General features: G+C 68.7%; 18 protein-coding genes and 1 tRNA gene. 12 read left to right on the forward strand and 7 right to left on the reverse strand.

Translation table 11 applies throughout. The annotated features are described in order from the left end of the window. Window positions 1-8: 8 nt before the first annotated feature. Window positions 9-1,088, forward strand: coding sequence for a YihY/virulence factor BrkB family protein (locus AVKW3434_RS16130; RefSeq protein WP_284406666.1), 1,080 nt, complete (start codon window positions 9-11; stop codon window positions 1,086-1,088). Window positions 1,089-1,174: 86 nt separating this feature from the next. Here the strand turns inward: AVKW3434_RS16130 and AVKW3434_RS16135 are convergent. Together AVKW3434_RS16135 and AVKW3434_RS16140 are read right to left on the reverse strand one after the other, a co-directional pair. Beyond that, window positions 1,175-1,250, reverse strand: a tRNA-Arg gene (locus AVKW3434_RS16135). 33 nt (window positions 1,251-1,283) lie between these two features. After that, window positions 1,284-1,976: a TetR family transcriptional regulator gene (locus AVKW3434_RS16140; RefSeq protein WP_284394426.1), complete on the reverse strand. Its 693-nt coding sequence runs from the start codon at window positions 1,974-1,976 to the stop codon at window positions 1,284-1,286. Between the two features lie 215 nt (window positions 1,977-2,191). Here AVKW3434_RS16140 and AVKW3434_RS16145 point away from each other — a divergent pair, with 215 nt between their 5' ends. The 6 genes from AVKW3434_RS16145 (at window position 2,192) to AVKW3434_RS16170 (ending at window position 10,806) form a co-directional block, all read left to right on the forward strand. Further along, the gene (locus AVKW3434_RS16145; protein ID WP_284406667.1) at window positions 2,192-3,481 is read left to right on the forward strand and encodes an efflux RND transporter periplasmic adaptor subunit; all 1,290 of its coding nucleotides are present in this window, start codon (window positions 2,192-2,194) and stop codon (window positions 3,479-3,481) included. Window positions 3,482-3,496: 15 nt separating this feature from the next. Then, on the forward strand, window positions 3,497-6,655 hold the full coding sequence (locus AVKW3434_RS16150; RefSeq protein WP_284406668.1) for an efflux RND transporter permease subunit: 3,159 nt from the start codon (window positions 3,497-3,499) through the stop codon (window positions 6,653-6,655). Window positions 6,656-6,678: 23 nt separating this feature from the next. Then, window positions 6,679-8,142, forward strand: coding sequence for an efflux transporter outer membrane subunit (locus AVKW3434_RS16155; protein ID WP_284406722.1), 1,464 nt, complete (start codon window positions 6,679-6,681; stop codon window positions 8,140-8,142). 307 nt (window positions 8,143-8,449) lie between these two features. Further along, window positions 8,450-9,340 (forward strand): c-type cytochrome, encoded by an 891-nt coding sequence (locus AVKW3434_RS16160; RefSeq protein WP_284406669.1) that lies wholly within the window; start codon window positions 8,450-8,452, stop codon window positions 9,338-9,340. Window positions 9,341-9,668: 328 nt separating this feature from the next. After that, the gene (locus AVKW3434_RS16165) at window positions 9,669-10,439 is read left to right on the forward strand and encodes a DUF6402 family protein (RefSeq protein ID WP_284406670.1); all 771 of its coding nucleotides are present in this window, start codon (window positions 9,669-9,671) and stop codon (window positions 10,437-10,439) included. 37 nt (window positions 10,440-10,476) lie between these two features. Continuing rightward, the gene (locus tag AVKW3434_RS16170) at window positions 10,477-10,806 is read left to right on the forward strand and encodes a hypothetical protein (RefSeq protein WP_284406671.1); all 330 of its coding nucleotides are present in this window, start codon (window positions 10,477-10,479) and stop codon (window positions 10,804-10,806) included. 151 nt (window positions 10,807-10,957) lie between these two features. Here AVKW3434_RS16170 and AVKW3434_RS16175 read toward each other — a convergent pair whose 3' ends face one another. The 3 genes from AVKW3434_RS16175 to AVKW3434_RS16185 form a co-directional block, all read right to left on the reverse strand. Further along, window positions 10,958-11,482, reverse strand: a complete 525-nt coding sequence (locus AVKW3434_RS16175; protein ID WP_284406672.1) for a DUF2946 family protein — start codon at window positions 11,480-11,482, stop codon at window positions 10,958-10,960. Next, on the reverse strand, window positions 11,475-12,551 hold the full coding sequence (locus AVKW3434_RS16180) for a YheT family hydrolase (RefSeq protein WP_284406673.1): 1,077 nt from the start codon (window positions 12,549-12,551) through the stop codon (window positions 11,475-11,477). Before AVKW3434_RS16180 ends, AVKW3434_RS16175 begins: the two co-directional genes overlap by 8 nt. Before the next feature lie 80 nt (window positions 12,552-12,631). Continuing rightward, the gene (locus AVKW3434_RS16185) at window positions 12,632-13,081 is read right to left on the reverse strand and encodes a YybH family protein (protein WP_272565757.1); all 450 of its coding nucleotides are present in this window, start codon (window positions 13,079-13,081) and stop codon (window positions 12,632-12,634) included. A 193-nt stretch (window positions 13,082-13,274) separates the two neighbouring features. On the opposite strand from AVKW3434_RS16185, the gene AVKW3434_RS16190 reads away from it, so the two are divergent. From AVKW3434_RS16190 to AVKW3434_RS16210, 5 genes are all read left to right on the forward strand, one after another. Then, window positions 13,275-13,874: a LemA family protein gene (locus AVKW3434_RS16190; protein WP_272565758.1), complete on the forward strand. Its 600-nt coding sequence runs from the start codon at window positions 13,275-13,277 to the stop codon at window positions 13,872-13,874. 22 nt (window positions 13,875-13,896) lie between these two features. Beyond that, window positions 13,897-14,844: a TPM domain-containing protein gene (locus AVKW3434_RS16195; RefSeq protein ID WP_284406674.1), complete on the forward strand. Its 948-nt coding sequence runs from the start codon at window positions 13,897-13,899 to the stop codon at window positions 14,842-14,844. 2 nt (window positions 14,845-14,846) lie between these two features. After that, window positions 14,847-15,428 carry a TPM domain-containing protein gene (locus AVKW3434_RS16200; protein ID WP_284406675.1) on the forward strand — a complete coding sequence of 194 codons (582 nt, stop codon included), beginning with the start codon at window positions 14,847-14,849 and terminating at the stop codon, window positions 15,426-15,428. A gap of 600 nt (window positions 15,429-16,028) precedes the next feature. Beyond that, on the forward strand, window positions 16,029-17,633 hold the full coding sequence (locus AVKW3434_RS16205) for an NEL-type E3 ubiquitin ligase domain-containing protein (RefSeq protein WP_284406676.1): 1,605 nt from the start codon (window positions 16,029-16,031) through the stop codon (window positions 17,631-17,633). Between the two features lie 355 nt (window positions 17,634-17,988). Continuing rightward, window positions 17,989-19,419, forward strand: a complete 1,431-nt coding sequence (locus AVKW3434_RS16210) for an NEL-type E3 ubiquitin ligase domain-containing protein (RefSeq protein WP_284406677.1) — start codon at window positions 17,989-17,991, stop codon at window positions 19,417-19,419. A 28-nt stretch (window positions 19,420-19,447) separates the two neighbouring features. On the opposite strand, the gene pdeM is transcribed toward AVKW3434_RS16210, so the two are convergent. Both pdeM and AVKW3434_RS16220 read right to left on the reverse strand, forming a co-directional pair. Further along, a complete protein-coding gene (pdeM, locus tag AVKW3434_RS16215; protein WP_284406678.1) occupies window positions 19,448-20,152 on the reverse strand; it encodes a ligase-associated DNA damage response endonuclease PdeM in 705 nt (234 codons plus the stop codon). Window positions 20,153-20,166: 14 nt separating this feature from the next. After that, entirely contained in the window at window positions 20,167-23,208 is a 3,042-nt protein-coding gene (locus AVKW3434_RS16220) for a ligase-associated DNA damage response DEXH box helicase (protein WP_502869104.1), read from the reverse strand. Window positions 23,209-23,593: the final 385 nt, after the last annotated feature.

Raw genomic sequence — 23,593 nt, forward strand, 5'->3', positions numbered from 1 at the left:
GAACCGCAATGAACGCCTCGACCCTTTTTCGACTCGCCAAGAAATCCTGCCAGGCTTGGCTCGACGACTACGCCCCCAGCATGGGGGCCGCCATCTCTTACTACACCGCGTTCTCCATTGCGCCGCTGCTCGTCATCGTGATCTCCATCGCCGGTGCCGTGTTCGGACAGGACGCGGTGCGCGGCACCATCGAAGGACAGATCTCCGGCCTGGTGGGGCGCGACGGCGCGCTCGCCATCCAGGGCCTCATCAAGAGCGCCCGCGAGCCCACAGAAGGCATCATCGCCAGCACCATCAGCCTGGTGCTGCTGGGCATCGGCGCGACCACGGTGTTCGGCGAGATCCAGAGCGCGCTCGACCGCATCTGGCACGTGCCGGAGCCCGCCAAGCCGAGCGGCATCTGGGGCCTGCTGCGCGCGCGCTTCCTGTCGTTCGGGCTGATCCTCGGCCTGGCCTTCCTGCTCATGGCCTCGCTCACCGTCAGCGCCGCGGTGGCGGCGGCGGGCACGTGGCTCGGCGCCCTGATGCCGGGCTGGGAGCTGATGCTGATGGGCATCAACACCTTGCTGTCGATGAGCATCAGCTGCGTGCTGTTCGCGATGATCTTCAAGTTCATGCCCTCGGTGCCGATCGCCTGGCGCGACGTGTGGGTGGGCGCCGCGGTGACCGCCGTGCTGTTCGAGGTGGGCAAGGTGCTGATCGGCCTGTATGTGGGCAAGGCGGGCCTGAGCTCGACCTATGCCGCCGCCGGCGCCATCGCGGTGGTGCTGATCTGGGTGTATTACGCCGCGCAGATCTTCCTGCTGGGCGCGGAATTCACCAAGGTGTACGCGGCCGAGCACGGCTCGCATGCCGCCGCCCCCGAGGCCTTGCTCGACCCGGTCGAGCCCCGCAAGGGCGGGGCCGACGCCAACTCGGCGCTCACGCCCGTCACGCCTTTGCCCGCGCCCGCCATGCAAGCGGCTCCGGCAGCGCCCTTGTCCACCGGCGCCCTGGCCACCACCGTGGCCCTGCTGGCCGCGCGCGTGGCGCTGTCGCTGTGGCTGGAGCGGCGTGAAAAGCGCGATGCGTTGCGCAGGCGCCGCTGATGCGGCGATAACGCCGGACGCGAATCGGAAGGAATGAAAAAAGAGGGAGAACCCAGTGCGTTGTCCGGCACTGCGGCGATCATCGATGGTGCGGCTGGCGGGGATCGAACCCACGACCCTTGGCTTCGGAGGCCAATACTCTATCCACTGAGCTACAGCCGCACAGCGGGCCATTGCGGCCCGATCAGTCGGCGATTATGGCACGGCCCTCGCGGCGTGCGGGCACACGTCCCGCAAAGAGCAATCCTGCAGCCAGTCCGGCAGCGGGGGCAGCTCCAGGCCCAGCCCGCGCAGGTAGGCGTCCACCGAGGCACGGCCGGTCGCCGGGAGGTCGAAATTGGCGCGGTTCAGGATCCAGCCCTGCAGCAGCCCTTCGAAGATCGCTTGCAGGGCGATGGCCGCGATCTGCGGCGGCATGGGTAGCTGCACTTTCTGGCTTTCGGCGGCCAGGCGCAGGTCGTTGGCGAGCTGCTCGCGGAAGGCGCCGCAGGCGGCGATGTGCCGGTCGCGCACGCCCGCCAGTTCCTCGACGTATTCCACCCGGAAGAAAGCGATCTCGAAGACACGCTGCATGCGCTGGTCCTGCGCCAGGTTGCGCAGCACCAGGTCGATCACGCCGCGCATGCGCTGCAGCGGCGCCATGTCTTCGTTGCTCTCGCATTCGCCGTTGGCGCGCTCCAAAGGCAGGGTGACGCGCTCCATCATCGCGTTGAACAGATCGACCTTGTCCTTGAAATGCCAGTAGATGGCGCCCCTCGTGGCGCCGGCGGCCTGCGCGATCTCGTTGAGCGACGCGTGCGACACACCCTTCTGGTAAAAGACCTGCTCGGCCGCATCCAGCAAACTATTGCGTGTCGCAACGGCGTCTTCTTTGGTGCGTCGGGCCATGGGGCATGTCTCCTTTTGTGTTCGATGTCCGCGTTTTTCTGGCATTGCCCACCCCGTGGAAAGGACGGCGCCAGCGCTCCGCAGCAATTATACATTCATGTTTGTATGTATAATCGCGCACCGAATTCAAGGGCCATCTGCGTGGTTGATGCCGATCAAAGACATCTCCGTGCCTGCATGGCCTTTTCAATCAGCGCATTTCCGGAAGGACTTTCATGCTTCGCCTCAGTGACGATCTTGGCGTTTCCGCTGCCGCCCTCCACCCCGCACGCCGGGTCGTGGCCCTTTGCCTCAGCCTGGTCGCCGCCACCGTCCTGGTGGCCTGCGGCAAGAGCGAAGCCCCGGCCCAGGCCGGTGGCGGCGCCCCTCCCCCGCCCCAGGTGGGCGTGGTCACCGTGGCGCCCGGCGACGTGGGCCTCGTGACCGAACTGCCCGGCCGGCTGGAGGCCTCCCGCGTCGCCGAAGTGCGTGCACGGGCCGCGGGCATCCTGCAAAAACGCCTGTTCACCGAAGGCAGCGACGTGAAGGCCGGGCAAAAGCTCTTCGCCATCGACGACGCGCCCTACCGGGCTTCGCTGGAAAGCGCCCGGGCGAGCGTGGCGCAGGCCGATGCCAACGTGGCACAGACCCGCGCGCTGGCCGAGCGCTACAAGCCGCTCGTGGCCGTCAACGCGATCAGCAAGCAGGAATACGACAACGCCGTCGCCTCGCAAAAGACTGCCGAGGCCAACCTCGCCGCCGCCCGCGCCTCCGTGACCACGGCACAGATCAACGTGGGCTACGCGGCCGTGACCGCCCCCATTTCCGGCCGCATCGGCCGCGCGCTGGTGACCGAAGGCGCGCTGGTGGGCCAGGGCTCGGCCACCGAGCTGGCGGTCATCCAGCAGATCGACCCGCTGTACGTGAACTTCACGCAGTCCGCCTCAGAAGCGCTCAAGCTCAAGGCGGGCCTGGCCAGCGGCAAGTACAAGCAGGCCGGCAAGGGCTCGGCCAGCGTGAGCGTCGTGCTGGAAGACGGCAGCCTCTATCCCCAGACCGGCAAGCTGCTCTTCACCGACCTGACGGTGGACCCGACCAGCGGCCAGGTCACGCTGCGCGCCGAGATCCCCAACACCGATCGCCAGCTGCTCCCCGGGCTCTACGTGCGCGTGCGCCTTGAGCAGGCCCAGGTGGCCGGCGGCGTGCTGCTGCCGCAGCAGGCCGTGACCCGCTCCGCCAAGGGCGACACCGTGATGGTGGTGGGCGCGGACAACCACCTCACGCCGCGCCCCATCAAGCTCGGGCCGGGCCAGGGCACGAACTGGGTGGTGCTCGAAGGCCTGCAGACGGGCGAGAAGGTCATGGTGGACGGCTTCCAGAAGCTGCCGCGCGGCAAGCCCGGCGATCCGATCGTGGTGCAGCCCGTGGCCTGGCAGGCCGGCGGCGCTGGCGCCGCGGCGCCCGGCGCGCCCGCCTCTGCGGCGGCTCCCGCTGCGTCCGCCGCTTCCGCTCCGGCCAAGCCATAAGAAGGAGCGCGGCACATGGCCAAGTTCTTCATCGAGCGCCCCATCTTCGCGTGGGTGATCACCATTTTCATCATCGTGATGGGGGCCATCTCCATCACGCGGCTGCCGATTGCGCAGTACCCCGCCGTCGCGCCGCCGACCATCCAGGTGTCGGTGGCCTACCCTGGCGCCAACGCCCAGACGCTGGAGGACAGCGTGCTGGCCGTCATCGAGCGCGAGATGAACGGTGCGAGCGGCCTGGCCTACGTCGAGACGACCAGCCAGGCCAACGGCACCGGCAGCATCGTGCTGAGCTTCGAGCCCGGCACCAATGCCGACCTCGCGCAGGTGGACGTGCAGAACCGGCTCTCTCGCGCAACGCCTCGGCTGCCGAGCGCCGTGACCCAGCAGGGCGTGCGCGTGGAGCAGTCGCGCTCCAACTTCCTGATGTTCGCCATGCTCACCACGGAAAACCCCGACGTGAGCATCGAGGCGCTGAACGACTACGCGGCGCGCAACGTGGTTCCCGAACTGCAGCGCGTGGCCGGCGTGGGCTCGCTCACGCAGTTCGGCTCGGAACGCGCCATGCGGATCTGGGTGGACCCGGCCAAGCTCAAGGGCTTCAACCTGTCGCTCGACCAGGTCAACGCGGCGATCCGCGCGCAGAACGCGCAGGTGTCCGCCGGCAACCTGGGCGATCTGCCCGCCGAAACCGGCCAGCCCGTGGCGGCCACCATCGTGGTGCAGGGACAACTGTCGTCGGCCGAGGAGTTCGGCCGCATCGTGCTGCGCGCCAACACGGATGGCTCGGCCGTCCGCCTCAAGGACGTGGCACGCATCGAACTGGGCTCGCAAAGCTACAACACCAGCGCGCGGCTGAACGGCAAGGACGCCGTGGGCCTGGGCGTGCAGCCCACGCCGTCCGCCAATGCCCTGGCCACGGCCAAGGCGGTGAAGGCCAAGCTGGAGGAACTCAAGAAGTTCTTTCCCCAGGGCGTGAACTACGTCGTGCCGTACGACACCTCCAAGTTCGTGTCGGTCTCGATCGAGAAGGTGCTTCACACGCTGATCGAAGCGGTGGTGCTGGTGTTCATCGTGATGTTCCTGTTCCTGCAGAACTTCCGCTACACCATCATCCCGACCATCGTGGTGCCGGTGGCGCTGCTGGGCACCTTCGGCGTGCTGATGGCCATGGGCTTTTCGATCAACGTGCTGACCATGTTCGGCATGGTGCTGGTGATCGGGATCGTGGTGGACGATGCCATCGTGGTGGTGGAGAACGTCGAGCGGATCATGGCCGAGGAAGGCCTGCCGCCGCTGCAGGCCACCCGCAAGGCCATGGGCCAGATCTCGGGCGCCGTGATCGGCGTGACCGTGGTGCTGATCTCGGTGTTCGTGCCGCTGGCGTTCTTCGCCGGCTCCACCGGCAACATCTACCGCCAGTTCGCGGCCACGATGGCCACGTCGATCGCCTTCTCGGCGTTCCTCGCTCTGTCGCTCACGCCGGCCCTGTGCGCCACGCTGCTCAAGCCGATCGATCCCGAGCACCATGCCGAGAAGAAAGGCTTCTTCGGCTGGTTCAACCGTTCGTTCAAGAACGCCACGCACGGCTATGAAAGCGGCCTGAGCAAGATGCTGCGCCGCGGCGGCCGCATGATGATCGTGTACCTCGCGCTGATCGGCGCGGTGGCGGTGGTGTTCATGCGCCTGCCGACCTCGTTCCTGCCCAACGAAGACCAGGGCTACATCATCACCAACGTGCAGCTGCCGCCCGGCGCCGCACAGTCGCGGACCAGCGAGGTGCTCAAGCAGGTTGAGGGCTACATGCTCAAGCAGCCCGAGGTCGAGAACATCGTGACCGTGGCGGGCTTCTCGTTCTCCGGCCAGGGCCAGAACGCGGGCCTGGCCTTCGTGATCCTGAAGGACTGGAGCGAGCGCTCCGGCGCCGAACACGCGGCCTCTGCCGTGGCTGGCCGCGCCTTCGGCGCCCTCTCCAGCATCCGCGATGCCTTCATCTTCGCGCTGAGCCCGCCGCCCATTCCCGAACTGGGAACGGGCACCGGCTTCAACTTCCGGCTGCAGGACCGCGCGGGCCAGGGGCACGAAGCGCTGCTGGGGGCACGCAACCAGCTGCTCGGCATGGCCGGGCAGAGCAAAGTCCTCGCGGGCGTGCGCCCCGACGGCATGGAAGATGCGCCGCAGATGCAGATCGACATCGACCGCGACAAGGCCAACGCACTGGGCATCGGCTTCGACAGCATCAGCTCGGCGCTCTCGACCGCGCTGGGTTCGAGCTACATCAACGACTTCCCGAACAAGGGCCGCCTGCAGCGCGTGGTGGTGCAAGCCGACGCCGCGGCGCGGATGCGCCCGGAATCGGTGCTGGACCTGCCGGTCGTGAACAGCCAGGGCCAGACGGTGCCGCTGTCGACCTTCGCCACCACGCGCTGGATCACGGGCGCGATGCAGACGGTGCGTTACAACGGCTACCCGTCCATCAAGATCGCGGGCGATGCCGGTCCCGGCTTCACCACCGGCGATGCGATGAACGAGATGGAGCGCCTGGCCGGCCAACTGCCGCCCGGCTTCGGCTTCGAGTGGACGGGCCAGTCCCGCGAGGAAAAGCTCGCCGGCTCCCAGGCCATGATCCTCTACGCCTTCTCGCTGCTGGCGGTGTTCCTGTGCCTGGCCGCGCTGTATGAGAGCTGGACGATTCCCGTGTCGGTGCTGCTGGTGGTGCCGCTGGGCGTGCTCGGCGTGCTGCTGGCCACGCTGATGCGCGGGCTGTCGAACGACGTGTACTTCCAGATCGGCCTGGTGACCATCATCGGCCTGTCGGCGAAGAACGCGATCCTGATCGTGGAGTTCGCCAAGGACCTGCAGGCCGAGGGCAAGAGCGCACTGGAGGCCGCCCTCGAAGCCGCCCACCTGCGTTTCCGGCCGATCATCATGACCTCGCTGGCATTCACGCTGGGCGTGGTGCCGCTGTTCATCGCCTCGGGCGCCAGCTCGGCCAGCCAGCGTGCCATCGGTACCGGCGTGATCGGCGGGATGATCACCGGCACCGTGCTGGCCGTGGTCTTCGTGCCCGTGTTCTTCGTGCTGGTGCGCACCTTCTTCAAGGGCAGCAAGCGCCAGCAGGAGCACGACGCCAAGCAGGTCCAGCACCGCCATGCCACGGAAAACCTTGAATGACGACCGATCCGCTGGAGACCCCCATGCCCCATCCCTCGTCCCTGCGCGCTAGTGCGCGCATCGCACGCCCCCTGCTGAGCGTGGTGGCTGCCGCTGCCGTGCTGGCGGGCTGCAGCTTCATCCCGACCTACGAGCGGCCCGCCGCTCCGGTGCCGCAGGCGTTCCCCAACGACGCGGCCGCCGGCGGCGCCGAAACGGCCAAGGCCGCCGCGGACATCGACTGGAAGGAATACTTCGCCGATGCACGCCTGCAGACGCTGATCGCCATCGCGCTGGAAAACAACCGCGACCTGCGCGTGGCCGCGCTCAACATCGAGCAGGCCCGCGCGCAGTTCCAGATCCAGCGCGCCGGCCAGTTCCCCACGGTGAACGCCGCCGTCAACGCGACGCGCCAGCCCGACACGACTACGCGCTCGTATGCCAACAGCTACCAGGTCGGCCTGGCGGTTTCGGCCTGGGAAATCGACTTCTTCGGGCGCATCGCCGCCTTGAAGGAGCAGGCCCTGGCGCAGTATTTCGCCACCGAGGAGGCCCGCCGGTCCACCCAGCTGAGCCTGGTGTCGTCCGTCGCCACCGCCTGGTTCAACCTGCTGGCCGACGAGGAGCTGCTCGACATTTCCCGCCGCACGCTGGGCACGCGCGAAGAGTCGGTCAAGCTGACGCGCCTGCGCCTGGAAAACGGCGTGAGTTCCGAGCTGGACAACAGCCAGGCGGAAGGCCTGGCACAGGCCGCCCGCGCCACCTATGCGCAGCAGCGGCGCCAGCGCATGCAGGACGAGAACGCCCTGGCCCTGCTGCTGGGCCAGCCCCTGCCGCAGGACATCCGCGACAGCCTGGGCACCACGGTGTCGCGCTTGGCCGATGCGCCCGCCATGCCGGCGCTTCCCGCGGGCCTGCCGTCCGACCTGCTCACGCGGCGCCCCGACATCCGCCAGGCCGAGCAGCAGCTCATCGCCGCCAACGCGAACATCGGCGCGGCGCGCGCGGCGTTCTTCCCGCGCATCTCGCTGACCGCGAGCGTGGGCACGGCGAGCAACGAGCTGTCGGGCCTGTTCAAGAGCGGCTCCTGGGCCTTCTCGCTGGCACCGCAGTTAGCGCTGCCGATCTTCGATGCCGGGCGCAACCAGGCCACGCTCGAATCGGCGCGGGCCGCACGCTCCATCTCGGTGGCGCAGTACGAGAAGTCGATCCAGACCGCCTTCCGCGAAGTGTCCGACGCCCTCGCGGGCCAGGCCACCCTCGGAGAGCAGTTGGCGGCGCAGCGCGCCCAGGCGGATGCGGACGCCAAGCGCCTGCAGCTGTCGGACCTGCGCTACCGCAACGGCGTGTCCAGCTACCTCGATCTGCTGGATGCGCAGCGCTCGCTGTTCACCTCCGAGCAACTCGTGGTGCAGACGCGGCTCATCCAGCTGCAAAACCAGATCACCCTGTACAAGGTGCTGGGTGGCGGCTGGACGCCGCAGGACGAGCGCGCCTCGGGCTCCTGATCCCCCCGCAAAGCGGCTTCGGGCGCGCACTGAGGTGCGACTCGATCCGACAGACCGGGCCCCGCGCCCTGCAAGGAAAACCGTCCTTGCAGGGCGTTTGTGCTTTCAGGGCCGCGGCAATGCGCCGGCGTGGTGCCTCCCGCCCGCAAGGGCGATCCGCACAGCCGCCACCCCCATGCCGACCGCCGGTTCTTGACGCAGCGCAAACGCCAGGAAAAGCCGGCCGTTTTCCCTAACGGCCGGCCCCGGGGAGCCTTCCTATAATCAGCGGCTGGTTTCATCAAGCCCCCGATACATAGAGGACGTCATGAGCGACACCCCCCACGAAGAAGCGCACACCGGCCCCATCAAGAATCCCAAGCAACTGCTGTTGACGGTCTTCTTTTCGTTTGTGGTCCCGATCTTCGCCATCATCGGGCTCGTGATGTACGTGACCTCGGGCACCAAGCCGGCCGATGGCGCCGCGAACCCCGAACGGGCGCTGGCGGAACGCATCCAGAAGGTGGGCATGGTGGAAGTGCGCGATGCCAACCGCCCCCTGCGCCCCGGCGAGGAAGTCTTCAAGGGCCAGTGCGCCGCCTGCCATGCCACGGGCGCAGCAGGCGCCCCCAAGCTGGGTGACGCAGCGGCCTGGGGCCCGCGCATCAAGACCGGGTTCGAGGCGCTGGTGCATTCCGCCCTCGCCGGCAAGGGCGCGATGGCCCCGCAAAGCGGCGGCGACTTCAACGACACCGAGATCGCGCGCGGCGTGGCTTACATGGCCAACGCGGCGGGCGCCAAGTTCGAAGAGCCTGCCGCCCCCGCAGCCGCAGGGGCCTCCGGTGCCGCCGCCGGGGCTTCCGACGCCGCTGCGGCCCCCACGGCGGCTGTAGCGCCCGCTTCCGCTGCACAGGCCACTGCGGCCGCGGCACCGGCTACGGCCGCGGCGCCTGCCGCCGCCCCCACGGCAACGGCCGCTGCCGGCGCTGGCGAAGCCCTGTACAAGCAGGCGTGCCAGGTCTGCCATGCCGCCGGCATCGCCGGTGCGCCCAAGTTCGGCGACAAGGCCGCCTGGGCCGAGCGCCTGAAGGACGGCATCGACGGCATGACGCGCATCGCCATCGCCGGCAAGGGTGCCATGCCCCCCCGCGGCGGCACGCAGGCGTCGGACGCGGACATCCATGCGGCGGTCGAGTTCATGGCCAACGCGGCCAAGTAAGACGAGGCACCCGACCTCCCACAAAAGGCGGGTCATTCAACTCCATGCCCGTTTGGTAAGCCCTGAGAATTACTCAGGGCACTTCACAAAAGAAAAGGGACAGCGATTGCTTGTCCCTTTTTTATGCATTAACCAAATGAGCCTGCATCCGGCAGGAATTCTCTACGAGGCGGACATTTCACCTCGGTTAAAACGATCGAAAATTCCCTTTCAAACTGAAATCATTGAAACATCAGTTCAATCAAAAGGCAAAAATCACTGCTTGACTTTTAAATCCAGTGAGAGCCATGTTATTATCAATTGAATCTTTCAATGACTTGATAATAATATGTCCAAGCTTGATATCACAAAGCTGCCCACAGTGATGCGATCAAACAATTGGGAGCGTGGGGCCCAATTGATGGAAAAGTGGTTTTCAGACCCATCAAACTCATCCCCCTCGAATGGTATAGCGTCTACAGACATCATTACCATGGATTGGGTTCTTGGCTTTTCCCGAGCGCGCCAAGTCTACGACACGCTGATCGCGGAACGCATTTGGCTGAATGAAGCTGCCCGCAGGGAGATTGTGAAGCTCCTCAAACGAAAGAACGCACTGGGCAGCGGCAAACAACGCTTTTTGCTACCCAGGATGCTGCAGTCCATGGAGAATGAAGCCATTCAATTCCGCGTGATTGGCGGAAACATGGACATGTTAGTAGGCCCCATGGACGACTTGAGGGCCGCATTGGGCAACTTCACGTTTCGCCTGGTGGTGGCCGGAACCGTAGAAGCTGAAATGACCGAGAAAAAAGTTGCCGCAGGCCCGGCACCGAAGGTTCCGACCGGCAATTATCTGGTGACCATCGAGGAGGTAGGCATCTATGTCAAGGACTCCTATGACTTCAATGATGCAGCGGGCGAGGACCAGGATCTTGGAAACTGGAACTTCGAATCCAATAGCGTCGGGCGAACCGGTTTGAATGGCGGCTTCAACGTCCGCAATTCTGATTTCAGGAAATGGCGCTCGGCCAATGGGAAAGGCGGTGATTTTCTGATCTATTCCGATATGCGGGTGCTCAAGCAGACCACGAACAATACGTTCTTGTTCAAGCCTTAGAACCATGGCCCATCCAAGCGCATCGCGCTCCAAATTCTTGGCCTTGCTCGTCGCCGTGGCGCTGGGGGTCTGTGGCTGGCTGTCGTTCACGCCCAGCGGACGCAAGCTGTGTTGTTCCAGCGTGTACAAAACCTTCCCCAGTCCGGACCAACGCTTTCAAGTAGCCGTGTTCCGGATCGGCTGGCCGTGGCGAATGTCGCCCGGCTCTTCCGCAGACGCCCCTGGCTTTGTGCAGCTCCAGACCCAGGACGGCACCGTCTTGCAAGAGCAGAACATCGAAGCCGTGCAACTGGTAGATCAGGTCCACTGGGAACCACGGAGCGTGGAGATCAAGCTGATCGCCGAATGGGCGCTTCCCGGGTCGTGACTAACTTTCACGGGCATCTTCGGTGAAGACGAGGTCAAATCCGAAATGAAGCGCCCGGCCGCTCAGGACAACGCCAGCGCATGAAGTTTTGAGAAAGTGCGTGGGCCGGCACTGCCCCACCGTGCAGAACCGCCCAGGGCGCGGGGGCAGCTCAGACCCGGAACACCGACGGCTGCAGCACGTAGCCATAGCGCACCGGCAGATCGGCTGCCTGCACTGGCTGCGGGTCCCACTGCCCGGCCTCGACCGCCTGCGCGGCGGTTTCCATGTCCAGCGTGTGCGCCAGCCCCAGCACGGTGCCGTCGAACAGGTACAGGCGCCCGGCCTCGTCCAGCAGGCATTCGCGGGCGGTGGCGGCGCGGCCGGTGTGGGCGACCAGGGTGAAATCCGGCTCGATGCGCCAGACCACCGGGGTGATCTCCAGTTCCACGTACACGCGCTGCGGGCCGTTCTGGAAGAACCAGCGCCCCTGGGCGTCGGCCTCGTAGTTGCGCTGGATGAAGTCGATGAGCTTGCCATGCGCCAGCAGCGAGCCTTTGGCCTGCGGGAACGGCCCCTGGGCCTGGGTGGCGTCGTCGCGCATATACCAGCGGCCTCGCGCGTCGAGCCCCAGCCAGCCGTAGCAGTCGGGAACGTTGGGCCACTTGGCGATGGCCTGTTTGACGATGTCATCCATGGCGCGATGGTATCGAGGGGGTTCCGCCGGCCGCGTAGTCCGGTGCCCCGTGGGCCGCCAGCCAGCCGGCCACCTCGGCCGGCATGGCGCGCACGTGGCCCGGCAGGCGCCCCTGGGCGAAGCCGACGTGCCCGCCGTGCGCGGGCTGCCACAGCGTGACGTGGGGCCCGGCCTGCCCCGCGCGCGGCAGGCTGGACGCCGGCACGAACGGATCGTTGCGCGCATTGACGGCCAGCGCCGGGATGCGGATGCGCGCCAGCAGCGGCTGGGCCGAGGCGCGGCGCCAGTAGTCGTCGGTGTCGCGAAAGCCGTGCAGCGGCGCAGTGAACACGTTGTCGAAGTCGTACAGGTCGCGCGCGGCCAGCAGGGCCTGCCGGTCGAACAGGCCCGGGTGCTGGCGCAGCTTGGCCAGCGCCTTGGGCACCATGGTGCGCAGGAACATGCGCATGTACACCTGCCGGTTGAAGCCCCGGCCGATGGCCGCCCCGCCCGCGGCCAAGTCGAGCGGCGAGCACACGGCCGCCACCGCATCGGCGCTGCGCGAGGCGCTGGCGCCGGCCTCGGCGGCCCAGCGCAGCAACGCATTGCCGCCGAGCGACACGCCCACCGCCAGCAGCGGCGCGCGCGGGCCGGGCGTGCCGTCGGCCCCGAGGGCGCCGTCGGCCTGCCGCTGCGCCAGCCGTGCCAGGAGCCAGGCGATCTCCTCGTGGTCGCCCGAGTGGTAGGCGCGCGGGGCCAGGTTGAGCTCGCCGCTGCAGCCCCGGAAATGCGGTACGGCGTAGGCCCAGCCAAGCTCGCGCGCTACATCGGCGAAGGCCTCGGCATAGTGGCTGCGCGACGAGCCCTCCAACCCGTGGAACAGCACCAGCAGCGGCTGGCCAGGATCGGCCTGCGTCCCGGCCCCTGCGGCCGGCTCCAGGAAGTCCACGTCCACGAAATCGCCGTCCGGCGCCGTCCAGCGCTCGCGCCGATAGGCCGGTGGCGCGGCCAGCACCCGGCGCGAGGCCAGCGCCGGCCAGATGGTCTGCAGGTGGCCGCCGGGCAGCCAGCGAGGCGCTACATATTTCATAGCAACATGCCCTAGTACTTATTGTGCTGGAGGGCTAAAAGGCTTGAAGCCCGTGGGCCGACAACATGGCGGGCAGCGCCTCAATGCAGCACCGGCGGCGGGTGGCCCGGCGCCTGGGCTTCGTGCACGGTGCCCGGGCTGGCGTGGTGGGCCACCAGGCGCCAGCCCTGCGGGGTCTTGTGGTAGACGTTGGTGGACTGCACGATGGCCTCGCGCACCCCGCCGTCCAGCACCACCTCGACGTGCTCGACCACGCTGTGCACCGCGCTGGCCATGGCCTGCACCCGGTGCACCTGGGCCGGCCGGGCGCGCAGGGTGCCGTGCTCGAACATGGCGCTGAAGGCGGCGCGGATGGCCGCGGCGCCCAGAAGGCGCGGGCCGCCGGGGTTGACGCAGACGATGTCGTCCTCCTCGGCCCAGCACGCCATCAGGCGTTCCAGGTTGCCCGTCTGCAGGGCTTCGTAGAAGGCGGCTTCGGTCTCGTCGGCGGAGCCGCCCAGGGTGGCGGCGCGGTAGGGGGATCGGGTCATGGCGCTTCGGTGGGCTGTCATGCGGTGGCGCTATTGTCGGGGCTGGCGGGCCGCAACGCCCGGCCCGCGGCCGCCGGACCGGCCGGGCGGTCGGCCCGGCGGACTACGCGGTGCCCGATCGGGCTGGGGCAGAATGCGCGGGCGCTGCCAGCCTTTCGGCACTGTCGCCTGCACCCGGCCCAGCGCACGCGCCATGAAACGTCTTCTTGCCACCCTGGCCGCCGTCCTGGCCCTTTCGGGCTGCGGCTACAACGACTTCCAGCGCCTGGACGAGCAGTCCAAGGCCGCCTGGAGCGAGGTGCTCAACCAGTACCAGCGCCGCGCCGACCTGGTGCCCAACATCGTCGCCACCGTCAAGGGCGAGGCCGCCTTCGAGCAGGACACGCTGACCAAGGTGGTCGAGGCCCGCGCCAAGGCCACCTCCATCCAGGTGACGCCCGAGACGCTGAACAACCCCGAGGCGTTCAACAAATTCCAGGCCGCGCAGGGCGAGCTGTCCGGCGCCCTCTCGCGCCTGATGGTGGTGGCCGAGCGCTACCCGCAGCTGCAGGCCAACCAGGCGTTCCGCGACCTGCGCGTGACGCTGGAGGGCACCGAAAACCGCATCACCGTGGCGCGCAACCGCTACATCCAGACGGTGCAGGAGTACAACGTGCTCGCGCGCAGCTTCCCCACCAACGTCACGGCCAAGGTGTTCAGCTACGACCCGAAGCCCAGCTTCACCGTGCAGAACGAGGCGCAGATCTCCACCCCGCCGGCGGTGGACTTCTCCAAGCCGGCGTCCAAGCCCTGACACCACCACCGGAGTGCCCGACATGGCCCTGGCGCACGTCCGCCTCGCGCTGACAGCTCTCTTTTTGATGGCCATCGGCTGTTTCGGCACGCCAGCGCAGGCGCAGCGCGCCGTGCCGGCACTGAGCGCGCGCGTGATCGACCAGACCGGCACGCTCAGCGCGGCCGACCGGCAGGCGCTGGACACGCGCCTGGCCGCCATCGAAAAATCCCACGGCTCGCAGGTCGTGGTGCTGATGGTGCCCACCACCGCGCCCGAGGAACTGGCCGCGTTCGCCAACCGGGTCGGCAACGCCTGGAAGATCGGCCGCAAGGACGTGGGCGACGGCGTGCTGGTGCTGGTGGCCAAGGACGACCGCAAGATGCGCATCGAGGTGGCCAAGGCGCTGGAAGGGGCCATCCCCGACATCGCCGCCGCGCGCATCATCGACGGCGCCATGAAGCCGCGCTTTCGCGAGGGCGACTACGCGGGCGGCCTGTCCGCCGCGGTGAACCAGATCGGCGCGCGCATCGCCGGCGAATCGCTGCCCCTTCCCAGTGACACCAGCGAACGCGCGGCCCGGTCCGCGCCGGGCGTGGACTGGACCGACCTCGCCATCTTCCTGTTCTTCGGCGTGATGGTGGGCGGCCCGGTGGCGCGTGGCATTTTCGGCAACCGCCTGGGCGGCCTGCTGTTGGGCGGCGGCGTGGGCGGGCTGGCGTTTCTGTTCACTACCAGCGTGCTGCTGGCCGGCGGCGCCGGACTGATCGCGCTGCTCTACACCTGGCTTTTCAGCGGCACCGGCCTGTCCCTGGGCGGGCGGCGCGGCGGCGGCTTCGGGCCGGCCGGAGGCGGCGGGATCGGCACGTCCACCGGGGGCTTCGGCGGCTGGAGCGGTGGCAGTGGCGGCAGCAGCAGCAGCGATGGCGGCGGCTTCAGTTCGGGCGGCGGCGGCGACTTTGGCGGCGGCGGCGCCTCGGGAGACTGGTGACCATGGCAAAGACCTCGCTGGCCCCCGCGGGCACCCCTTCGGCCCTGTCGCGCATCGCGCGGCTCGTTCGGCACCGCTGGGTGGAAGGCCGCCTGCATCAGGCGCTGCCGCCCGACGTGCTGGAGCGCATCACGCGCCGCGTGGCCGCCAGCGAGCGCCGCCACACCGGGCAGATCCGCATCTGCGCCGAAGGCGGCCTGCCCACCAGCTACCTATGGCGCGGCGCCAGCGCCCGCGAGCGGGCCGTCACGCTGTTCGGCAAGCTGCGCGTGTGGGACACCGAGCACAACAACGGCGTGCTCATCTACCTGCTGGTGGCCGAGCAGGCCATCGAGATCGTGGCCGACCGGGGCCTGGCCCGCGCCGTGCCGCCCGAGACCTGGCGCACCCTGGTCGCTCACATGGGCGAGGCCTTTCGCGCCGAGCGTTACGAGGACGGTTTGACGCAGGCGCTGGCGGAGGTGTCCGCCCTGCTGGCCGAGCACTTCCCCACAGGAATGGGCGAAGAGGGGGCGGTGGCGAGCGGGCGCAACGAACTGCCCGATGCGCCGGTGCTGGCGGGCGATGCGCTGCTGAAAGAATAGCCCCGGCCCTTGGCGCGCAAGCGTGCCCTGCGAGGCTTGGCTCAAGGCTTCGCAAAACCGGGCATCCCTGCGCGCGGAACATGGAACGTTTTCGCTGACGCACAGACGATCGCCGGTACCGCCAGCGCATGAGCGCGGCAGGAAAGGCGCCCCAAATGGACCCCCTTCGGCCTCCGAGCCGCACCCGACTGCGCGAGCACCGCCCAGAGATGGCCAGCCACATCGGTACGCCTCGGCGGAGCCAAGCTTCGTCAAAGCCGCAATTGCCTGCTTCCGGGCTGGCGGCACCGGACATTCATGGCGCGCTTTACCGTCTGCCGTTCGGCCTCGGGCACCGGTCCATCGTCTGCCCGCTAAACCCGCAGCGCGGCAGCCACCCATTCACAGCCCCCAACTGGAAAATCACCCATGTCAGGCATTGAACGCATTGGTACCGTGAGGCCGCGTGAGCAAAGTGTTGGGTCACCGTCCGTCGCAGACCGCCAGGTCCGCGCACGCAGAACCAGTCCAGCGCACCCTGCCGGCCCTTTGGCTGCGCGCAATCCATTGTCGGGAAACGCCGCCGAAGCCGCTGCCTACCTTCGAGCGCCGCGTGCCCACTTGCCTCTGCCAGACCTGAACACCGCACTGCCCCAACCGCCGAACCTGCCGGATCTGAACACCGCACTGCCCCAACCGCCGAACCTGCCGGATCTGAACGCCGCGCTGCCCCAACCGCCGGACCTGCCGGACCTGAACGCCGCGCTGCCCCAACCGCCGGACCTGCCGGACCTGAACGCCGCACTGCCCGCATCGTCAGAGGAGTACGCTGCACAGCCTCATCCACTCGATTTGAACAACACGCCACCGCCATCACCAGACGCGTGGTCAGAGACCTCGGACTCGGAAGAAGAAAGCTGGCAAAGCGAGAACGAAGCGGCGCCGGACCCGCTCACGCTTCCGTTTGCGAACCATGCCGCATTGGGGGTTCACGGAACGCCCCATTCGTCCCAGGTCTTTGCGTTGCTGGACCAGTTGAATGCCCAGCCGGAGTTGGCGCCCCAGGTGCTGCGCGTATCAGCCGACCTGCTCGTGGAACTCGGCGCCCTGCCGGAACTGCGCGACGGGTTGGAAGCGCGGGCCCGGGACAGCACCTTGCACCCCGTCACGACCGAGGCCATCCGGCAGTTGATGGGCATCCTGATCGACTTTGAAAACGAAGATGTCGAGTCGGAGGACGAAGGGGAGGAGAACGAGCAAGACGAACTCGCCCGGGACCTGAAGCGCCAAACGAGGCCTCTCGGCTGGGAAGCCGCCCAATGGCTGGGCCCGGACCATCCCGAAGCCGCTGCATTGAGCGCTTTCGATGACGAGCCACAGGCGCCCGCTTTTGCCCGCCTGCTCGCCCGACTGCGCGATGCCGGCCGCGAGGGCCCGGAGGGCGGCTCCTCGACGGTAGCAGCGCAACGGGGCGAGCAGGTCGCGGCCGTCATCCATGCGATAGCAGGCGATCCCGATCTGCGCGCGCAGGTCTATCTGATAGCGCAAACGGCTTTGGGCAGTTGCCAGGACAACGTGCTCGAAGGTTTTTCCAAAGCGCTGTTGGCGGTGCGCAACCACCAGATGGTGGCGGACATCCGCAGCGGCCGGGTGGACGCCACGCAGTTCCAGCGCTGGGCAAGGCAGCAGTTCCGGCTGGCTTTGCTGGAAAGCGAGGTCACCCGGTTCATTCATCAGGAACTGCAGCGCCCGGACCTTGGCCCCTGGCCCAAGCGACAACTCACGCGGGAGCCGCTGGAAACGCTGATGCACGCCAAGCAGGCGCTGCGGGACCGACTGGATCTGCCGGAGGGCACCGTCACCGGCGTACAGGCCTTGCAATTGAGCGTGCTTCGCCAAAACAACGTGGCCGATCTGGCCCGCGCCGTGGAGCAACAGGCGAGCGATCCTACCGCTTATGGCGAATTTCGCTTTAACCACCCGACATGGCGTGAAGGAATGAAAGCGCTGCACCCGCGCGAATTCGGCCAGCTCACCACGGCACGCGACGACGATCCGTTCTTCGATGAAGACCTGCCGCAGGGCCTGGAAGCGGAGGTCGAGTACGCCATCCGCAGCCGGGCGGTCGAGGCGAAATGGCTGCACGAGGAAAATCTGCTGCTGAGGCATTTGGGGAAAATCGGGGCGCCTGACCCGTCCATGAAACCCGAACCGGACATGGCGTAAGCCGCATTGGGCCGGTGTTGCTCCGGCTTCGCAAAACGATGCACCCGTGCGCACGGGGCAGGACGCCACCGCGTTCCCGCACGAACATCGCCGGTACCGCCCGCGCTCGAATGCGGCGGGAAAGGCGACCATGGACCCCCTACGACATTCCGGCCGCATCCGGCCACGAGAACACAGCCCCGAGGCCAGCGGCGCAGCGCCCACCCGGCCCGTTCGCGCCCGAACGACCGGCCCAGGTGCAGATGCAGCCCTGCCCCTGTCGCCACGCCGCACTTCCGCCAGCGCGCCGACGGCAGAACCCTCCTTGCCGCCACGCTCGGCCATGCCGCTGCGCCCGCCGCTGCCCGCCACCGCCGTGGCCAGCCCGCGCGGGGAGGTGCCGTCATCCCCTGGATCGCCACAGTCCGATGATGGCGCGCTGGACCTCGAAACGCCCGAGCACCTGCAGCACGCTTTGGGCGAACTGGGTATCCATGGCCCGCTGGCCTCTTCGCAGCTCTTCGATCTGGTGGCGCTGACCGTGCAGCGCCCTGATCTGGAAAAACATATCCAGCAAATGGCGGCGGCCCTTTCGACACTCCAGGGCGTTCGGGCCGAAATCAAAACGGGGCTGGAAGCGTTATGGCAACAGCACCGCCACAGCCACCCCGCCGCGGCGCGCGTGATCGAACTCGTCATGAACCCGGTGGGCACGTTCGTGACCACCGCCCCCTCACTGGAGGAGGGCGATGACGCATCGGACCTCGAAGCCTACCTCGAGACCCAGCGCGACGAAGAACTCGACGAGGGCGATGTCGAAGGCGACCTCGAACGCCTGAAAGCGCCACTGGGTCACCAGATCCGGACATGGATGAGCAGCGGCATGGCGCAGGCCGCCACCGCAGACCCCCATGCCTTCGACGACGAGCCCCAGGCACCTGCCTTCGCCCGGGTGCTGGAGCGCCTGCACGACGAGGCTTACCCGGGTTTTTCGCCTGCGGCACAACAGCAACTGGCCAGCCAGGTGCGCACGACCATCCTGGCGATCGCGCGCGATCCCGATCTGCGCAGCGAGGTGTACCTGATCTCGCAGACCGCCCTCGGCGATTGCAGGGACAACCTGCTCGATGGCTTTTCCAAGGTGATGCTGGCCGTGCGCAACCGGCAGATGGTGCTGGACGTGCGAGCGGGCAAGATCAACGAAGCGCAGTTGAACGGCCTGATGGGCCAGCAGTTCCGGCTGTCGCTGCTGGAGACCGCCACGAACCGGTTGATACACCAGATGAAGCAGCGCACCGATTTACCGCCATGGAAAACGAAATGGCTGCAGGCAGATCCGCTGGAAACCCTGGCGCATGCCAAGGCGGCGCTGAAAAGGCCCCTTCAACTGCCGCAGGACACGGCGCAGGACCTCACCAACCTCGACTTCAGCGCACTGAACCCGGACGACATCGCAGCCCTGCATTCCGAGGTCCTGGCGCAAGCGTCCGATCCGCAGGTCTATCCAGCATTTCTGATGCACCACGAGACATGGCGTGTCGGCATGCAGGAACTGCACAAAGCGACGTTCGAGCCATTGAAGGACGCCCGGGACAACCATCCGTTCCTTCAATTGCCCTGGCCGGACGATCATGAAAGCCCCGCCGCTTTCGAATACTCGCGACAGGCCCGTGAGATCTACAGCGAGTGGGAGGCCTCGGTGAATACGCACCTTCAGGCCTTGGCGGCTCAGGCGGGCGGAGCGATGCCGCCGAACCATCCGAGACCGCCCGAGGTCGGGCCGTCGCGCAGAACCGGCCCCGGATAACCGCCAGGACTTTCACCCACGGGCCAGGTCACTCCGGCGTGGCCCCCATGCCCGGCACCGCCCACACCCGCCCGCCGCCGGCGGCGAAAAAGCGGCGCTCCGGGCCGGAGGTCATCGTCTGGCCGCCGGTGAACTCGCCGAACGCCGGCAGCACGGTGAGTTGCGGCTCCACCGCGAAGCACGGCAGGCGCAGGGCGTCGCGCCCCCGCCCCCGCAGCACCACGGCGGGATGGACGTGGCCGGCGAGCACGTGCAGCGTGCCGTGCGCCTGCGGGTAATGGCAGCACGCGAACGGCCCGATCGGCCAGGGCTCGTCCACGATGGCGAACCCCAGGCCGGCCGGCGGATCGCCGGCGTGGCTGTCGTGGTTGCCGCGCACCAGCACCACCTCCAGCGCCGCATGCGCGGCGCGCCATGCCGACAGGGCGGCCAGCACGGCAGGCGACTGCGCTTCGGCCGCATGCAGGAAGTCGCCCAGCACCACCAGCCGCTGCGCGCCTTGCCGGGCGATCGGGGCCGACAGCCGATCGAGGTTGTCGCGCGTGGTACCCGAGGGCACGGGCAGCCCGCGCGCGCGGAAGGTGTCGGACTTGCCCAGGTGCACGTCGGCCACGAACAGCGTGCGGCCGGCCGGCCACCACAGGGAGCGGTCGGGCAGCAGGTGGACTTCGGTGCCGGCCAGGTGGCAGATGGCGGCGCCCTCGGCCGCGGGATGGGTGTCCGTTGCGCTCATGCCTTGATGGTTCTTCACAGCCGGGGCAAGGGCCGCGAGGGCTTGCGCTCGCGGCGCCGCTTCGCGCCGCCGCCCGGTGCGGATTCGTCGGCCGCGGTCAGCGAGAAGTCGAGCGTGCGGCGCACCTCGGCCGCCGCGGACTGCAGGGGATCGTGCGGCACCACCGGGGCCTCGTCGACGGCCGGCGGTTCGCTGGCCGCGGCCTTCGGAAGCCGCCGCGCGCGCAGCGGCGGGTCGGGCGGCACCACGTCCTGCATGCGCGGCGCGGCCTCGGCCGCCGGGCCGCGGGCGTCGGCGGCACTGTCCAGTTGCGCGAGCATGCGCGCGATGCGGTCGGCCAGGTGCTCGTTGGTGAGCTTTTCGCGAAAGCGCTCCACCATGAGCGGAAAGGCGAACGGGCTCGGCCGCAGCAGCGCCCGCACCACGCGCTGCTGGCCCTGCATGCGGCGCAATGCGGCCAGCAGTTGGGCCACGTCCAGCTCCTGGCTCAGCACCTCTTCGTCGGCCTGGCGCAGCAGCATGTTGGTGGTGTCGTATTTGCGAAAGACCTCGAAGAACAGTTGCGACGACGCCTGCAGCTGGCGGGCGCTGCGGCGCTCGCCGGGGTGGCTCTGGAAGATCAGCCCCGACACGCGCGCGATCTCGCGAAAGCGCCGCCGCGCCATCTCGGTGGCGTTCAGGCTGGCCAGCACTTCGTGCAGCAGGGCCTGGCGCTCGGGGTCGCCGTGCGGCGCCTCGGGCAGGGGGTGGCCCGCGGCATCGTCGGCTTCGGCCCGGGCGGCATTGGCCGTGTTGCGGATGGCCAGGGCTTCGCTGGCGGGCACGCGCAGGTCGGAAGCGACCGCGCCGGGGGCCGGGTCCGTCGTGGGCGCGGCGAGGGCACCGGGCGCGGGGCGGGCCTGCGTGCTGAGCAGCTCGGGCAGCAGGGCCGCCCAGTCGCGCTCGGTGGCGCTGAGCAGCTCCAGGCCGTAGTCGTTGACCGCGATCGAGAAGGTGCCCGCCTCGCCCTGCGCCGCGCGCCAGGCGAACAGGCTGGCCAGGCCGGTGTGTGCATGCCGCCCAGCGAAAGGGTAGAGAAACAGGTGCCAGCCTTCGCGCGTGCGCAGGGTTTCGGCCAGCAGCGTGCCGGGCGTGGGCAGGGCCGACCAGCGCTGCTGCACCTCCAGCAGCGGGCGCACGCTTTTCAGCTCGGGCGAGCGGTAGTCGCCGTCCGCCGCCAATGCGAGCTGGCGCACCACGAAATCGGCCAGCACGGTGGACAGCGGCATGCGCGATCCCGCCCAGCGCGGCACGGTGGGGCGGCCGCGCGCGGCGCGGCGCACGTAGGCGGTCATGTCCTCGATGCGGACCATCTCCAGCACCTGGCCCGCGAACACGAAGCAATCGCCGGCCGACAGGCGCGACAGAAAGCTCTCTTCCATGGTGCCCAGGCGCGCGCCGTGCAGCACCTGCACCACCATGCTGGCATCGCTCACGATGGTGCCGATGTTGGCGCGGTGGCGCCGCGCCAGGCGCGCATCGGGCATGCGCCACACGCCGCCCTCGTCAGGCACCACGCGCTGGTAGTCCGGGTACACGGCCAGCGACGGCCCGCCCCGGTGCACGAAGTCCAGGCACCACTGCCACACGGCGCGCGGCAGGTCGGCATAGGCGGCCGTGCGGCGCACCTCGGCATAGAGCGCCTCGGGCTCGAAGCCGCCGCCCAGGGCGACGGTGACCAGGTGCTGCACCAGCACGTCCACGGGGCGGCGCGGGCTGGCGCGCATCTCCACCTGGCCCGCCTGCACCGCGGCGCGGGCGGCGGCGGCCTCGACCAGCTCCAGGCTGTGGGTGGGCACCAGCGTGATGCGCGACGGCCGCCCGGGCGCGTGGCCCGATCGCCCCGCGCGCTGCAGCAGCCGCGCGATGCCCTTGGCCGAGCCGATCTGCAGCACGCGCTCCACAGGCAAAAAGTCCACGCCCAGGTCCAGGCTGGAGGTGCACACCACCGCCCGCAGCCGCCCGGCCTTGAGCCCGGCCTCGACCCATTCGCGCACGCCGCGGTCCAGCGAGCCATGGTGGATGGCCAGCTCGCCCGCCCAGTCGGGCCGCGCATCGAGAATGGCCTTGTACCAGACCTCGGCCTGCGAGCGCACGTTAACGAAGACCAGCGTGGTGCGCGTGCCGGCCAGCTCGCGCACCACGGCGGGCAGCATCGACAGGCCCAGGTGGCCGGCCCACGAAAAGCGCTCGGGGTGGTCGGGCAGCAGCGTGTCCACCACCAGGCGCTTGTCCACCCGGCCCTGCACCAGCACGCCCTCTGTGGAGCCGCCGCCCTGCCGACCGGGCGCCTGGCCCAGCAGCGTGTGCATGGCTTCCTCCAGGTTGCCGAGCGTGGCCGACATGCCCCACACGCGCAGCGCCGGGTTCCAGCCCTGCAGCCGGGCGATGGCCAGCTGCACCTGCACCCCGCGCTTGTTGCCCAGCAGTTCGTGCCATTCGTCGGCCACCACCAGTTGCACGGACGACAGTACCTCGCGCGCATCGCCCCGCGCCAGCAGCAGCGACAGGCTCTCGGGGGTGGTCACCAGCACCGTGGGCAGGCGCCGCGACTGCGCGCTGCGCTCGCCGCTGGCGGTATCGCCCGTGCGCGCGCCGGCCGTCCAGCGCGCCACGCCGCCGTGCACCGGCGCCAGCGCATCGAGCGGCGCCTGCAGCGCCTTGAGCGTGTCGGCCGCCAGCGCCCGCATGGGCGTGAGCCACAGGACGGTGAGCGGTGCGGCGGTGCTCTGGCGTCCCCGCGAAGGGATTGCTACATTTTTTATAGCATCATGCCCTAGTACTCTTTGTGCCGGAGCCCGATTCGACTCAGATCCTTCCGGATCACCGGCCAGCGCCTGAAGGGCCCCCAGCCACACCGCATAGGTCTTGCCCGCCCCGGTCGTCGCGTGCAGCAGCCCCGAGCGGCCCTCCGCCATGGCCTTCCACACCTGCTTCTGGAACGGGAACGGCTTCCAGTCCCGCTGCGCGAACCAGTCGGCCACCGCGCGCTGGACCGTGGACCGGGTCACTGCCAGCCCCCCTGCCGTGGCGACCGGCTCCGCAACGACGTTCGCGCCTCGCCGGCCCGTACCCAGCGGCGTGACAAAGGAAGCGGCATGGCTTGCGCCCCCCGCTCCGCTTGCGCTGCGCTGCGCAGCGGCTGGCGCACGAACGGCCGCACCGGACGGAACGACGACCACCCGCCCGGCCGCGCCGCCGCGGAGCGAGCAGGCACGGCCCCCGCTCGCCGCGCGCACCGCAGGCAGCCCGCCGAAAAGCGCAGGCAAGCCGGGTGCGCCGCCTTGGCCCGTAGCGTTTTCTTGGGATGCGTCACCGCAGGGTGCGCCGGCCGCCGGCCCACCGCCCGGCCCAGGAACGCCGCGCGCTCACGGCCATCGTCAATGCGCGGCATGGACGGGC

Source organism: Acidovorax sp. SUPP3434 (assembly GCF_030159015.1).
Lineage (GTDB): Bacteria > Pseudomonadota > Gammaproteobacteria > Burkholderiales > Burkholderiaceae_C > Paracidovorax.